The organism is Lacinutrix salivirga (genome assembly GCF_053604675.1).
Map to the genome: position 1 here is coordinate 80,115 of NZ_JBSHNP010000126.1, position 13,461 is coordinate 93,575.

General features: G+C 31.7%; 9 protein-coding genes. 2 read left to right on the forward strand and 7 right to left on the reverse strand.

Translation table 11 applies throughout. The annotated features are described in order from the left end of the window. Nucleotides 1-68 precede the first annotated feature (68 nt). The 4 genes from ACVC5O_RS11425 to ACVC5O_RS11440 all read right to left on the reverse strand — a co-directional run bounded on the left by ACVC5O_RS11425 (nucleotide 69) and on the right by ACVC5O_RS11440 (nucleotide 6,961). A complete protein-coding gene (locus ACVC5O_RS11425; RefSeq protein WP_452221613.1) occupies nucleotides 69-944 on the reverse strand; it encodes a class I SAM-dependent methyltransferase in 876 nt (291 codons plus the stop codon). Between the two features lie 143 nt (nucleotides 945-1,087). Beyond that, a complete protein-coding gene (mnmG, locus tag ACVC5O_RS11430; RefSeq protein WP_452221614.1) occupies nucleotides 1,088-2,959 on the reverse strand; it encodes a tRNA uridine-5-carboxymethylaminomethyl(34) synthesis enzyme MnmG in 1,872 nt (623 codons plus the stop codon). A gap of 145 nt (nucleotides 2,960-3,104) precedes the next feature. Next, complete coding sequence (ybeY, locus tag ACVC5O_RS11435; protein ID WP_452221615.1) at nucleotides 3,105-3,524, reverse strand: rRNA maturation RNase YbeY; 420 nt, start codon at nucleotides 3,522-3,524, stop codon at nucleotides 3,105-3,107. After that, the gene (locus tag ACVC5O_RS11440; protein ID WP_452221616.1) at nucleotides 3,524-6,961 is read right to left on the reverse strand and encodes a DUF4175 family protein; all 3,438 of its coding nucleotides are present in this window, start codon (nucleotides 6,959-6,961) and stop codon (nucleotides 3,524-3,526) included. The genes ybeY and ACVC5O_RS11440 overlap by 1 nt, the downstream gene beginning before the upstream one ends. Nucleotides 6,962-7,119: 158 nt before the next feature. Between ACVC5O_RS11440 and ACVC5O_RS11445 the strand changes: the two genes are divergently transcribed. Beyond that, nucleotides 7,120-8,172: an alkane 1-monooxygenase gene (locus ACVC5O_RS11445; RefSeq protein ID WP_452221617.1), complete on the forward strand. Its 1,053-nt coding sequence runs from the start codon at nucleotides 7,120-7,122 to the stop codon at nucleotides 8,170-8,172. 363 nt (nucleotides 8,173-8,535) lie between these two features. Here ACVC5O_RS11445 and ACVC5O_RS11450 read toward each other — a convergent pair whose 3' ends face one another. From ACVC5O_RS11450 to ACVC5O_RS11460, 3 genes are all read right to left on the reverse strand, one after another. Continuing rightward, complete coding sequence (locus ACVC5O_RS11450) at nucleotides 8,536-8,799, reverse strand: hypothetical protein (protein WP_452221618.1); 264 nt, start codon at nucleotides 8,797-8,799, stop codon at nucleotides 8,536-8,538. Nucleotides 8,800-9,014: 215 nt separating this feature from the next. Beyond that, on the reverse strand, nucleotides 9,015-9,368 hold the full coding sequence (locus ACVC5O_RS11455; protein WP_452221619.1) for a hypothetical protein: 354 nt from the start codon (nucleotides 9,366-9,368) through the stop codon (nucleotides 9,015-9,017). A gap of 6 nt (nucleotides 9,369-9,374) precedes the next feature. Continuing rightward, entirely contained in the window at nucleotides 9,375-11,522 is a 2,148-nt protein-coding gene (locus tag ACVC5O_RS11460) for an EndoU domain-containing protein (protein WP_452221620.1), read from the reverse strand. A gap of 281 nt (nucleotides 11,523-11,803) precedes the next feature. Here ACVC5O_RS11460 and gltX point away from each other — a divergent pair, with 281 nt between their 5' ends. Beyond that, nucleotides 11,804-13,366: a glutamate--tRNA ligase gene (gene gltX / locus ACVC5O_RS11465; RefSeq protein WP_452221621.1), complete on the forward strand. Its 1,563-nt coding sequence runs from the start codon at nucleotides 11,804-11,806 to the stop codon at nucleotides 13,364-13,366. The last annotated feature ends 95 nt before the right edge of the window (nucleotides 13,367-13,461 follow it).

Consider the following 13,461-nt stretch of genomic DNA (forward strand, 5'->3'; position numbering starts at 1 on the left):
TTAAATTTTAATCATGTATTCTTACATCTATTCGCCTTTGGGTTTAAATTTAATGTTTATAATAAGAATTAGCTGTTTTTAATCACATAAATTAACGAAGAATACTCTCCAGAGCGTTTAGCTTTTAAATTTGATCGTAAACCAATCCAGAACCCTTTAAATGGATTCATTTTGCCTGATTTATATTTTTCGGAAAGTAACGACACATAATAAGCATCGAATTTCATAGGAAGCGTTTTTGTCACTTCCATTTCTACTTTTGAAAATAAAGAGGAAATAGAGTGTTTGTTAAAATGCCATAAATGTCTAGGCACATCAAAAGCGGCCCAAAACGCTTTGTAATATTTAGCATCGTAACTTTTATAATTAGGCACTGCAACTATAAGTTTACCTTCTGGTTTTAATACTAATTTCAGAATTGAAATGTGCTCTTCAAGGTTTGGTAAATGTTCTAACACATGCCAAAGCGTAATGACATCGAAACTATGTTTTTCAAATTCTAAAAGTTTATCGCTATCAAAAACTGCTTGATTAGTTTTTTGGTTAGCTATTTTTCGAGCAGTTGTGTTTGGCTCAATTCCAAATACACTCCAATTATTGGTTTTTGCTGTTTTTAAAAAATCTCCTGTTCCGCAACCAACATCTAATAGTTTTTTTTCTTCGGAAGGATTCTGTTCTGATTTTAAATTTTTAAACGAATTAATTAATTTTAATTTTCGTTTTAAAGAAAGACTTCTAACTAAATGATACGCTTTTTCAAATAGATTTCGTTTAGAATCTGTATGCGAAATGTAATCTTCGGTTTTATAATACGCAGGAAGATCTTCTTCTTTTGGCTGTGGAGATGTTTCTAAAAAACCATAGGTTGTGTTCTCAATTAATGAAAACTCTTCACCTGAAACAGAATGGTCTTTTACTTTTAAATAGCGTTCTTGTTTTTTCATTTTTAATAAATTCTGAAACAAATTCAGAATAGTAAATCCTTGTTTTTACTAAGACTAGTTTTGTGAACACTAATCATGTTCCACGTGGAACATGATTAGTGTTTTATATTATAATTAATAGAAATTCTACTTTGGCAAGACAACTATCTTCCCATATAAACTAACAATACAGAAATATCGTTTGGAGAAACACCACTAATCCTAGAAGCTTGAGACACTGTAGTTGGTTGTATTTTTTTAAGTTTTTCTCTTGCTTCCAAACTCATAGAGTTAATTTGAGAATAGTCAAAATTTTCTGGAATTTTCACATATTCAAGTCGTGTTAATTTATCTGCATTGCTTTTTTCTTTTGCAATATATCCAGAATATTTAACCTGTATTTCTGTTTGCTCAATCACTTCAGTATCTAAATCGTTATCTTTTATGTATTGATCAACAGCTTTAAATTTACGCACATCGTCTATAGTAATGTTTGGTCTAGAATAAAGTTTAAACATTTTATCAGACTGCTTTACTAAGGCAGACCCTTTGCTTTCTAAAACAGGATTTGCTTCTTCCGGAAGTACACTTGTAGTCCTAAAAAAATCCACAAACTTTTCTGCTGCATTATGTTTTTCTTCCATACGTTTTAAGCGTTTTTCGGAAGCTAAACCTAAAACGTAACCTTTAGGTGTAAGTCGAATATCTGCATTATCTTGTCGTAATAACGTTCTATATTCTGCACGCGAGGTAAACATTCTATAAGGTTCTTCTGTGCCTTTAGTAATTAAATCGTCTATTAAAACACCAATATAAGCTTCGTCTCTTTGAAGCGTAAAAGGTTCTTTTTCACTCACTTTTAAACTTGCATTTATGCCTGCCATTAAACCTTGCGAAGCGGCTTCTTCGTAACCAGTAGTTCCGTTAATTTGTCCTGCAAAATATAAACCTTCAACAAGTTTGGTTTCTAAAGTATGTTTAAGTTGAGTTGGTGGAAAATAATCGTATTCTATAGCATAACCAGGTCTAAAGAATTTAACGTTTTCGAAACCAACAACAGAACGTAAAGCTTTAAATTGTACATCTTCAGGTAAGGATGTAGAGAAACCGTTTATGTAATATTCTACAGTATTCCAACCTTCTGGTTCTACAAATAATTGGTGCCTATCTTTATCTGCGAATCTGTTTATTTTATCTTCTATACTCGGACAATATCTTGGTCCAAGACTTTTAATTCTACCATTAAACATTGGTGAGCGATCAAAGCCTTCGCGTAAAACATCATGCACTTGCTCACTAGTATATGTCATGTGACAAGAGCGTTGATGTGTTAATGGTTTTGTGATATCTAAATAAGAAAACTTCTCTGGATTGACATCACCAGGCTGTTCACTCATTTTAGAAAAATCTAAGGATCGACCATCCACTCTTGGAGGTGTTCCTGTTTTCATTCTGCCAGATTCAAAACCTAAATTAACCAATTGTTCAGTTATACCTGTTGCAGCTCTTTCACCAGCTCTTCCTCCACCAAAATTTTTATCTCCAATATGAATTAATCCATTTAAAAAAGTACCATTAGTAAGTACAACAGATTTCGCTCTTACTTCAATTCCTAAAGAGGTTTTTACACCTACTACTTTATTGTTTTCTACAATTAAACCAGAAACCATTTCCTGATAAAAATCGAGGTTTTTAGTTTGCTCTAAAAGCAATCTCCAATCCTCAGCGAAGCGCATTCTGTCGCTTTGCACTCTTGGACTCCACATTGCAGGTCCTTTACTTTTATTAAGCATTTTAAATTGAATCGCAGAAGTGTCACTCACAATACCACTATAACCACCAAGTGCATCAATCTCTCGTACAATTTGACCTTTAGCTATCCCTCCCATTGCAGGATTACAAGACATTTGCGCAATGTTCTGCAAATTCATTGTAATTAATAATGTTTTGCTTCCCATATTTGCTGCTGCTGCTGCTGCTTCACTTCCTGCATGACCAGCTCCTACTACAATAACATCGTAAATCTCATTAAACATTACTTTGCGTTTTATAAATTATGTTCCACGTGGAACACTATAATTCCTGCAAAGGCAGGAACCTGTAATTAGTATTAAAATGTATTAAACTTAAAACTGCCAATTAAGCAGTATAAAAATTTAAGTCTGCAAATATACAACGAATCTACAAACTACCTTTATACTGTTGTAAATAGAAATCTTCTTTACTTCGCATAACAATAGCTTCTTCTTCTGTTTTGTCTTTATAGCCACAAAAATGTAAAATACCATGTACTAATACACGTTGCAATTCTTGTGTAAATTCTACATCAAAATCTTTAGCATTATCTGCTACTCTTTCGGTAGAAATATATATATCTCCTTGTAAGTTTTTTCCTATGGAATAATCGAAGCTAATAATATCTGTTAGCGTGTCGTGATTTAAAAATTGTACATTTAATTTGTGTAAATACTTATCGTCACAAAAAATATAATTCATCTCACCTTCTATGCAATCTTCAGATACAATAACATTAGATATCCAATTAGAAACCTCAGTTTCACTATCTAATTCAAAATCGTTCTCGTAATTGAAACTAATCATTAATTATTTTTAAAATAGTCTTGTGCCTTTTGCTTATAAATTTGTTGCAAAGGTAAGGATTGCTTATTCAAAATCTCGGTAGAATTAAAATACTGTTTTGCAGTTGGAATTTGATTATTTGTGTTATTCTGAAACTCCTTTTTATTAGTTTGAGATTCTCTTTTATTTTCTTGGCCTTGTTTAAAAGTGGCGTTTTTAAGCTTTAGTAATTGATGTTGTAAATTCATCATTTTACTATGTGTTTTTTCAGTAAAACCTTTGTTTATTAAATCTAATTCCACATCTTCCATTTGTTTTAATAAACGTTTTGCATCTCCATTTTCTCCTAAACCTTCTTTTTCTAATCGCTCCTCTAAAGCCTGACGGATTTGTTGTTGTTGTTGGTAGATTTTATACAACTCTCCATTGACATCTTCGCTAAAGCCATCTCCATTTTGTTGACTTCCTTTACCTTCGCCATCCTGCTCTCCATTCTCGCCACCTTCTCCCTTTTCACCTTCCTTTCCATCTTTGCCTTGTTTACCTTTTTCTTTCCCTTCGCCTTCTTCACCTCCTTCTTTTTCTCCTTTTTGTTCTCCTTCTCCATTTTGAGGTTTGCCTTTGTCGCTCTTTTTCATTCCCTCTTTCATTTGCTCGTTAAGCTCTTCTTGACTTATAATAATATCTGGTAATGGCATTCCGCCTTCTCCTTGTCCAGGTTTTGGCATAGCCATAGCATTCATCATACTATCCAAAGCATCACTTAAAAAGTTAGCTAGATTATTTGCATGAGTTACTGTGTATTGCTGTGCTGCTGTGCCTTGATACAAATTGTTTTCGGCAAGTTGAGCCATGGCTTTATCTGTATAGAAAAATACCTCAGAAATCTCCTTATTTACCTGTTCGGATATTTTTGGTTGTCGTAAAGACAGAGCAAATAGACTGTCGTCTATATGCTCAAAATGAGAGCGTAAATCCTTTTGCTTTTTTAAATAAGTTGCATATTCATTATGGTTAACTTCTATACTTTTAAACTTATCCATTAAATCTTCTTCATCAAAAGAAAACAATACTAAATTATCTAAAATCTGACGTAGCATTTCTACATCTTCTTGTAGAGATTGCTCTCCAGAAGATTGCATAGCCTTAGACATTTTAGCACTCATGTTTTTCATTTTTTGCGCTGCTGCTTTCTGGCTTTTTTGTGCTTTACTGTTGCTATCTTGTTTCTTTTGTTCGTCTTGCGACTGTTCTTTTTCTTCTAAATTTTCTGAAGCCTTTTGTTGTTCTTTTTCAATGTTTTCTTCTTCATTTTTATTCTGAGGAATTCGCATTGGTTTTTTAAGCTCCTTGTTGTCTTTTTGAAGCTGCTCCATATCCTCTTGAAACTTTTTGAATTCTTTATTTAATTCATCTTGCTTCGCTTTTGTGTTTTCGTCTTTTTCTTTGTTGGCTAAATCGTTTTGCTTTTCGGCTAGTTTTTCAAGGTCTTTAGCAAGGTTTTCTAGTTTTTTAGTAATGTAGTAGCGCTTCGTAATTTCTACTAATTGCTCTAAACTGCGTTTTTGATTTTTGTTCTGTTTAGCAAGCTTATCTAATTTTTCAGAGATGTCTTCTTTACTTAACTTTTCTCTTAATTTTTCAAGTTCTTTTAGTAGTTTTTCGTCTTTTTGTAACTGCTCTTCATTTTCTTTAAGACGCTTCTTTAAATCTTCTTTAAATTGGTCTTTTTCTTTGTTTTCTTTCTGGAAGTCTTCTAAATTTTCTTTTAGTTTTTTATTAAACTTCTTCATCATGTCTTCCTGCTCTTTTTGTCGTTTAATAAAGTTTTCGAGCTTCTTTTTATCATTAAAATTTAACTCTGCTTTTTCCTTTTGGGTTTTAGATAGTTCTTGAAGCTCTTTTTCCTGTTCTTCAAATTTCTCCAAACTTTTATTTAAATCTTGAATGGTTTGGTTTTGCTCTTGTAGGTTTTTCTGTTCTTCTTCAGCTTTTGTACGTTTTCTATAACTAAACACTGTACTTTTTGTGCTTTTATAGTTATTAAGCGCATCATTATCAAACACCTGAAAATAGAGGTTATAACTGATGCCTTCTTCTATATTAAGTTGATTTGGAAACGCGCTTATAAACTCGTCGAAATTAGAGTTAGACACAGGAATATTTTCAATTTGAATATTGGCTTCATTTTCCGCAGGATAATACACTAATTGTAGTTTACTTAAGCCATAATCGTCACTAACTTTTCCTTGAAAATAAAGTGTTTGCTGGTCTAAAGAGTCGATTTTAGAGTTAATTATTAATTCTGGATGCTCATCTCTAACCACATTTATAGAATAGGCCAGATTTTCGTAATCTATTAAATAGGCGTTGCTTGTGCTTAAGTTGTAGTTAAACTGTTTGTAAACACGCTTAGAAGCTGTAAAATCTGTTGTGTTTTCCTTAGTAAAAGACAGCGTATCTTTGGCATATAATAATACTTTATCTGTTGCCTTTGTTTTTAATTTCCAAGTAACTTTTGTGCCTTGTGGAACGACAGCATTTCCTGTGCTTTTTAATACCTCATCGCGTTTTTTAGTGTACGATGGATAGTCTAAAACCATATCGAAACTGAGTAATGTTGGTACTTCAACCACATTTAAAGTATAGGGTTTTGAGGTTACATTATTTGCATTAAGCGTAAATGTGGTATTGGCTTTAGGTTGCTCAAAAACATACTCAAAATCGCCTCCACCAAGGGTTTTAAGGTAATAGGTTTCGTTATTAAAAGTAATTTGTGCGTTCTCTGGTATTACGTCTCCTGCTGTGTGAACGACCAAAGTAAATGGGTTATTTTCTGTGGCTTGCAAGTCTTCATTAACTACAAAAAACTGAAAAGGTGCTGGTGGCTCGTAAGCCGTTTTATAATTTACAACACGCTCATAACTATCGCTAAATAAATTAAATTTACCTGTTAACGCAGTTAAAGCAATTATAACTAAAGGTATTGCTGCGTATTTGAGATATTTAGCATTTTTCTTGAAATTAATAGCCAGTTTAAAAGGTATTGGTGTTAACTCGGCAGATTTTTGCTCAATACTTGCCAATAATAACTCCGATTGTGATTGTGATTGTTTTAATTGAAGCACATTAACCAACTTATCGTTAACTTCTGGAAAATGATTGCCAATAATTTTTGAAGCATCCTCATAATCTATCCCTTTTTGAAGCTTAAACAACTTCGCTAAAGGCATTACAATAAATTTTGTAAATAGTACCAATTCTACAACAATAAATAGCCAAAATAACACAGATCTCGCTGTGGTATTAAGCCACAAAAAGTGCTCTACGAGTAGTGTTAGCAAGAAATACAGCAACCCAATACTAAAAAATAAAATAATACCTTTAATTAACTCGTTGGTATAGTATTTTCTAATAAATTGCTCTAATTTGGATTGTATGGCTTTAAAATTATTCAAGTATATGTGTTTTAACTCACTAAAATACTATTTTATTTTTACACTTAAATGCTTAGATTTATAACTTATTGTTAAAGATTTTCGCTTTCGCGGAAATAAATTTGATTTAAACTAATACGTTTTCTTGTTTTAAGAGAATGAAAAACATCTTTTTAAAAATGAAAGACCTTAAATATTTAGCTGCATTTTCAATTCCATTAATGGCTTGTGTTGGCTTATATTTTAAAGGTTCTTTTTCATTTTTAGTACCTATTTATGCCTTTATACTGCTTCCCATTTTAGAAGTTGTATTGCCTGTAGATGATAGTAATTTAAAGGAAGAAGCATCGCACAACAAACTAAAAAACAATCTTTTTGATTGGTTGCTATACCTAAACGTGCCAATTGTTTTTGGCTTACTTATTTACACGCTAAACCTAGTGACCTCTCAAGTTTTAGAAACTTATGAGTTTGTTGGTTTTGCCTTTTCTATAGGAATTGTTTTAGCTATAAATGGTATTAACGTTGCACACGAGCTTGGCCACAGACAAACTACAAACGAGCGTTTTTTGGGTAAAGCCTTATTATTACCTAGTTTTTATATGCATTTTTATATTGAGCATAATTATGGCCATCATTTACATGCAGCAACTCCAGAGGATCCTGCTACTGCTCGTTATAACCAAAGTGTGTATTCTTTTTGGTTTACCTCAACATTTAGACAGTATTTTAAATCTTGGAGCATCCAAAACACACTTTTAAAAAACAATAATCAGTCCTTTTTTTCTATAAAAAACGATATGTTGTGGTTTACTATTTTTCAAGTCGCATATTTACTAGTTGTTTTTCTTGTCTTTGGTTTTAATGGGTTTGTTTTTGCTTTAGCTTCTGGTATTATTGGCTTTATTTTACTGGAAACAGTAAACTATATTGAGCATTATGGCTTATTGCGTTTAAAAACTAAATCTGGACGTTATGAGCGTGTAAAACAAATGCATTCCTGGAATTCTAATCACGTTATTGGTCGTATTGTATTGTATGAATTGACTAGACATAGCGACCATCACTACAAAACGAATAAAAAATATCAAATTTTGGATTGCCATGAGGATAGTCCGCAAATGCCTTATGGTTATCCAACATCTATGCTTATTGCGTTGTGTCCTCCTTTGTGGTTTAAAATTATGAATAAACGTGTGCCAAAGGAGATGGTAAATTTGAATTTGTTTTAGATACAAAAGCTACAATTTAAGAGTTTTTTCAAATCTAAAAAGAGCACCTAAATTAGGTGGTTTTTTTAATTACCATTTTAGTTATTGTACACAGGCAAAAATTAAATAAGGGGTTTTTTGTTTTATAGATAATAACGTTAATTACTTAAAAAAGCCATCCACTCTTCTAATAAGTCTATTAACTCTTCTAAAGGCCATTGCTAGCGCTCGTCTGTGACGAGTGCACACAATAGTATATATTACATCTTTAAAATACAAAAGCTACAGTAATTAAACTGTAGCTTTTTGTTGGTTTCTAATTTTTTCCTCACTCGTCACAGGCGAGCGCTAGCAAAGGGGTTAGTGTTTAAAGTATATAACACACTACTCTTCTTCTTTATTTTGTTGTAAATAATCCAATCCTTTGTTGGTTATTGAGTAATACCAATTACTGTCATCCGAAGATATTAGTTCTTCTTTTTGCATATTTTCTAAAATTTCTATTAATTCAAAACCCCAAATAGGCTTTTGAACTGATTCTTCATTATTAAATAACTTTGAATTAATTAGTATTTCGAATCTTTTGTATTCAATTTTAGATTCAGCTTTATAAGTCATTCTCAATATTTTTTTCTTATTATCTATCATTTTTTAAACTGTTCGTTAATAAATTACTTATAAAATAAACAGTGTCATTATTACACTCTAGCTCTACTTGCTAGCACTCGTTTGCATTAAGTATACAAAAGAGTTAATACTACATCTCTAAAATACAAAAGCCACAGTAATTACACTATGACTAATTATTGTTTTTGCTTATTGTTATTGTCACACTTCACAGACTAGCGCTAGCATTAGGTTTGTTAACTGTTTTCTTCTATAAAGGTTTTGAAGTCTTTTAAAAATTTTATAAACTGATCGTGTGTTAATTGTAATGTTATAATTTCTAAAGCTGTTTCTCCGCCTCTTTTTGCCAACATATCTACTAGTAATACACCGTTTTTATTAGCGTAAAGAGTTATATCTTCATTTGCCCATATATATTCGTCCTTTTTTTCTCTCTCTTTACTTTGCTCAATACCTTCTATGATTTTTAAAGCTTTACCTGATGTCCAATTAGAGTTTCCAAAATTTTGTATGACTCCAATCTCTGTTTTAATTAAATAAAATAGTTCATTTGTTGTATCTAATATATTTGTGTAAAATTTGTAATTCATAATTTTTTAATTTAAATATGGATATGCATTAATAATATTTTTGTTTTTTATTTCTATTTGAATCTTAAACCCATTAGTTGAAATTGCTCTATATTTTGAAATTCCAGTTGAAAAATTTTTCTCAATAAAGCCATTGTTATTAACAACAGTATTTTCATAAATATAAGAAACTTCTTCTTGTATTCTTTTAATGCTCCAGTTTTTTGGAAACATAGATGAAACTGTCTCTTTAGGGAAGCTTCTACCTTTTTTTGACTTTATAATAACCTTTGCTTTAAAAGGAAGATCATCTGGAATTTGAGATATATTTGTTACTCCTGGTGGGTAAATTATTTCATCAACTTTTAAAAATTTATTTAACCAATGTCCGCCTTCTCCTTTTGTACTAACATAAAATAACTCTTTAAAAAATATTGAAATTGTTTCATTACCTACATCTCCACTTATATGGTTTATAAAATTATCATCAAACTTATGTAACCATTTTTGTAAATATAATTTACGTAATCCTTCTTTATTATCAATAAGTTCAAAAAACTTACGTTTTAAGTAAGCAATAAGTTTGCCGTTTTTTATTGCCTCTATCAATTCTACCAACTCCTTTTTTAAATATTGTAAGAGCTCTGCAGTGTTTTTTGCTACTGTTTTACCAAACCCTTTTACAACGGTTTTTCCTTTTTGGGTAAGTTGGCTAGAAATCCTGTTTATTTTTGCAGCCGCTTTTGCAAAGGCAGCACTTCCGCCAGTGTATAGTGTTATAATAGCCTCTACAATAAACTCAAAAACAACTCCTCCTATACAATAGGCCCAAAAGTATTTACTTTGTTGTTTAGCGAGTTGCCACACCTCTAATACGAGCTTAAATAACTCTTTTTGTATAGTAAGCATTTGTGTGGTTATTTGCAGAAACAGCGTGTCTAAATTTGGTATAAGTAAGTCTATAGCATCTTCAATAAACTCTAATTTTTCTTGGTGTTTTGCTAAGTTGTTTGCGCTATAATTATTTATGTTTAAAATAAATACATTGTCTACCACCAAAGCAACTATGCTTAAAATAGCTTGCACTATACTTAATATGCCATTTATTAAACCACATAAAAAGGCATTAAGTAGTAGTAAATTATCGTCTATTTGGTCTATAAAGTCTTCAATTTTTGCTTTTATAGTTGCCATAAACTGTTTTAGTTTATTAAACAGTTTTTCTAAAACTTTGCCTAAATGCTCTTGTAAATACTGCTTTACTTTTATAATGGTTGCTAACAGTATATCGTCCTTTTTATTTGGTGTCGCTGCAACTACTGTTTTGGCTATTCCAAACACGAAGTCGTCAAAATTACTAACCACATTTGTTAATTGCGCTAAGCCTTTTTGTTTTACCACATCGTAAGGTTGCGGTCCTCCTTGAGTTAAAAACTGATACGTTTTTTTGTATAAATGTATTGGTATAATAGGTTCTAGCTTTTCGCCATACTTTTTATAGTCGTAATTTTTGTCTGTAAACTTAACATCGTCCAATGCAGAAACTCCACTTGTAATCCAATCTGCTAAGGTTTCGTTTATTCCAAAAATGGTGTTTATAATGTTATTATAGGCTGTTATTTCTTGTAGCTCAAATATTATAGCGCTTTCTAAAACAGAAGCTTCTAACTTATTATGCCATGTTGCCATATCTAGCGACCACACTTTTAAACTATTAGCTTCCTTGTTTTTAAGGGTTATTGTTTTTCTATTTTTGTATACTTTTTCCATTAATACTCTACGCTCTGCTCCCATTTTTACTCTACAGGCAGTCCCAAAAAAATTAGAGGCTTCGTCTGGATTTTCTTCATAAAAAATTAATAATTCTTTTGGTTTGGGTGTGTATTTAGGGTCTTTAGATTGGTAATGGCTAAATACATCTACTCCAGACTTACACCAAATAATACGATGTGTATAAGTGTCTATTATTTCTTGCTCAGAATATACTTCTGCAACTGTATGGAATACACTCTCTTTTCCTAAAGGGTTGTTTTTAATGTTTTCTGGCGTTATACTTGTGGCTAATGCATCTGTGTTTCCTAAATTGCTAATGGCATTTAGGGAAGTAAACATTGGATCTACTTCTACAGGAGACATGTATAGTGGTACGCCATCTATATATATTACAGTGTTCATTGTTTTTATTTTAAATTAAACATAAGTGTGTGAAAGCATTTAAACATATTGTTAAATACTTATTTAGTAATTAATACATTTTGGAATTTGATTAATGCCAAATACAAAAGTCTGTATTCACTAATCATGTGTCAAAAAGTGTTGTTGTAGAATTCTAAAACTAGATCACAAAGATATATTTTATTTGTAATAAAACAAATTAAATTCAAACAAATGTTTTAAACACTTTTCTTTGTTGTAAAATCATATCGCTATATCTTTGCAAACTCAAACAAAACAAGATGTCTAAACCAGTTAGAGTGCGTTTTGCACCAAGTCCAACAGGACCTTTACATATTGGAGGCGTTCGTACAGCGCTTTTCAACTATTTATTTGCTAAAAAACACAATGGTACTTTTGTGCTTCGTATTGAAGACACAGACCAAAACCGTTATGTAGAAGGTGCAGAACAGTATATTGTTGATGCACTAAATTGGTGTAACTTTCCTTTTGACGAAGGACCAGATAAGAACGAAAAATTTGGACCATACAGACAGAGTGAACGTAAACATTTGTACAAGCAATATGCAGACCAATTAATTGCTTCTGGTAATGCCTATTATGCTTTTGATACTTCTGAAACTCTAGATTTCCATAGAAAAGACCACGAAGCAAAAGGAAAAACATTTATCTATAACTGGCACAACCGTTTAAAATTAAGTAACTCCTTGTCGTTGTCTGAAGCTGAAGTAAAAGCAAAATTAGACGCAAACGAAGATTATGTAATACGATTTAAAAGTCCGCAAGGCGAAACGCTTCATTTAAAAGATATTATTAGAGGCGATATTAGCATTGATACTAACATATTAGACGATAAAGTGCTTTTTAAAAGTGATGGTATGCCAACCTATCATTTAGCAAATATTGTAGATGACCATTTAATGGAAATCACTCACGTTATTCGTGGAGAAGAATGGTTACCAAGTTTAGCCTTACACTACCAATTGTACAAAGCCTTTGGTTGGGAAGCACCTGAATTTGCACATTTGCCATTAATTTTAAAGCCAACAGGAAAAGGAAAATTAAGCAAACGCGATGGCGACAAATTAGGATTCCCAGTGTTTCCTTTAGAGTATACTTCGCCAAACGGAGAAGTGTCTAAAGGCTATAAAGAAGAAGGTTATTTTGCAGATGCTGTAATTAATTTCTTAGCCTTTTTAGGATGGAATCCAGGAACAGAACAAGAAATTTTTAGCATAGACGAATTGGTTTCTGCATTTGATTTAAAACGCGTAAATAAAGCAGGAGCGCGTTTTGATCCTGATAAAATAAAGTGGTTTAACCATCATTATATGCAAGAGCAAAGTAATGACGCATTGGCTGAGGCTTTTAAGCCAATCATCGAAAATAAAATAAACGAACGATCTAACACAGAGATTGCCACGTCGCAAATTCCTCGAAATGACATTGATATCGACGTTAACTACATCGCTTTAGTTGTTAGTTTAATTAAAGAACGTGCCACTTTTATAAGTGATTTTTGGGACTTAAGCAGTTACTTTTTTCTTGCACCAGAAACGTACGACGAAAAAGCCTCTAAAAAGGCCTTTAAAGACGATACTAAGTCTGTTATGACAGACGTGTTAAGCATTGTTTCAAATAATAATAATTTTGAAGTAGAAACGCTGCAGACAGAAATTAAAGGTTGGATTACTAAAAACGAGATAGGTTTCGGGAAAGTAATGATGCCTCTGCGATTAGCCTTAGTTGGTGCATTACAAGGACCAGACGTGTTTGATATTATGTATATGATTGGTAAAGATGAAAGTATTAAGCGTATTGAGAAAGTGATTTCTATACTTTAAAAGAAGATTTTTAGAATAAAAAATTCTTATTCTCGATACAAATTTTACGTATATACAGTCGTAAAATCTACTCGAATTGACGAATTTAAAATTAT

What these genes read in the sequence shown, in the direction of transcription:
- ACVC5O_RS11425 (WP_452221613.1), bottom strand. Translation starts at nt 944, where the DNA reads ATGAAAAAACAAGAACGCTATTTAAAAGTAAAAGACCATTCTGTTTCA.
- mnmG (WP_452221614.1), bottom strand. Translation starts at nt 2,959, where the DNA reads ATGTTTAATGAGATTTACGATGTTATTGTAGTAGGAGCTGGTCATGCA.
- ybeY (WP_452221615.1), bottom strand. Translation starts at nt 3,524, where the DNA reads ATGATTAGTTTCAATTACGAGAACGATTTTGAATTAGATAGTGAAACT.
- ACVC5O_RS11445 (WP_452221617.1), top strand. Translation starts at nt 7,120, where the DNA reads ATGAAAGACCTTAAATATTTAGCTGCATTTTCAATTCCATTAATGGCT.
- ACVC5O_RS11450 (WP_452221618.1), bottom strand. Translation starts at nt 8,799, where the DNA reads ATGATAGATAATAAGAAAAAAATATTGAGAATGACTTATAAAGCTGAA.
- ACVC5O_RS11455 (WP_452221619.1), bottom strand. Translation starts at nt 9,368, where the DNA reads ATGAATTACAAATTTTACACAAATATATTAGATACAACAAATGAACTA.
- ACVC5O_RS11460 (WP_452221620.1), bottom strand. Translation starts at nt 11,522, where the DNA reads ATGAACACTGTAATATATATAGATGGCGTACCACTATACATGTCTCCT.
- gltX (WP_452221621.1), top strand. Translation starts at nt 11,804, where the DNA reads ATGTCTAAACCAGTTAGAGTGCGTTTTGCACCAAGTCCAACAGGACCT.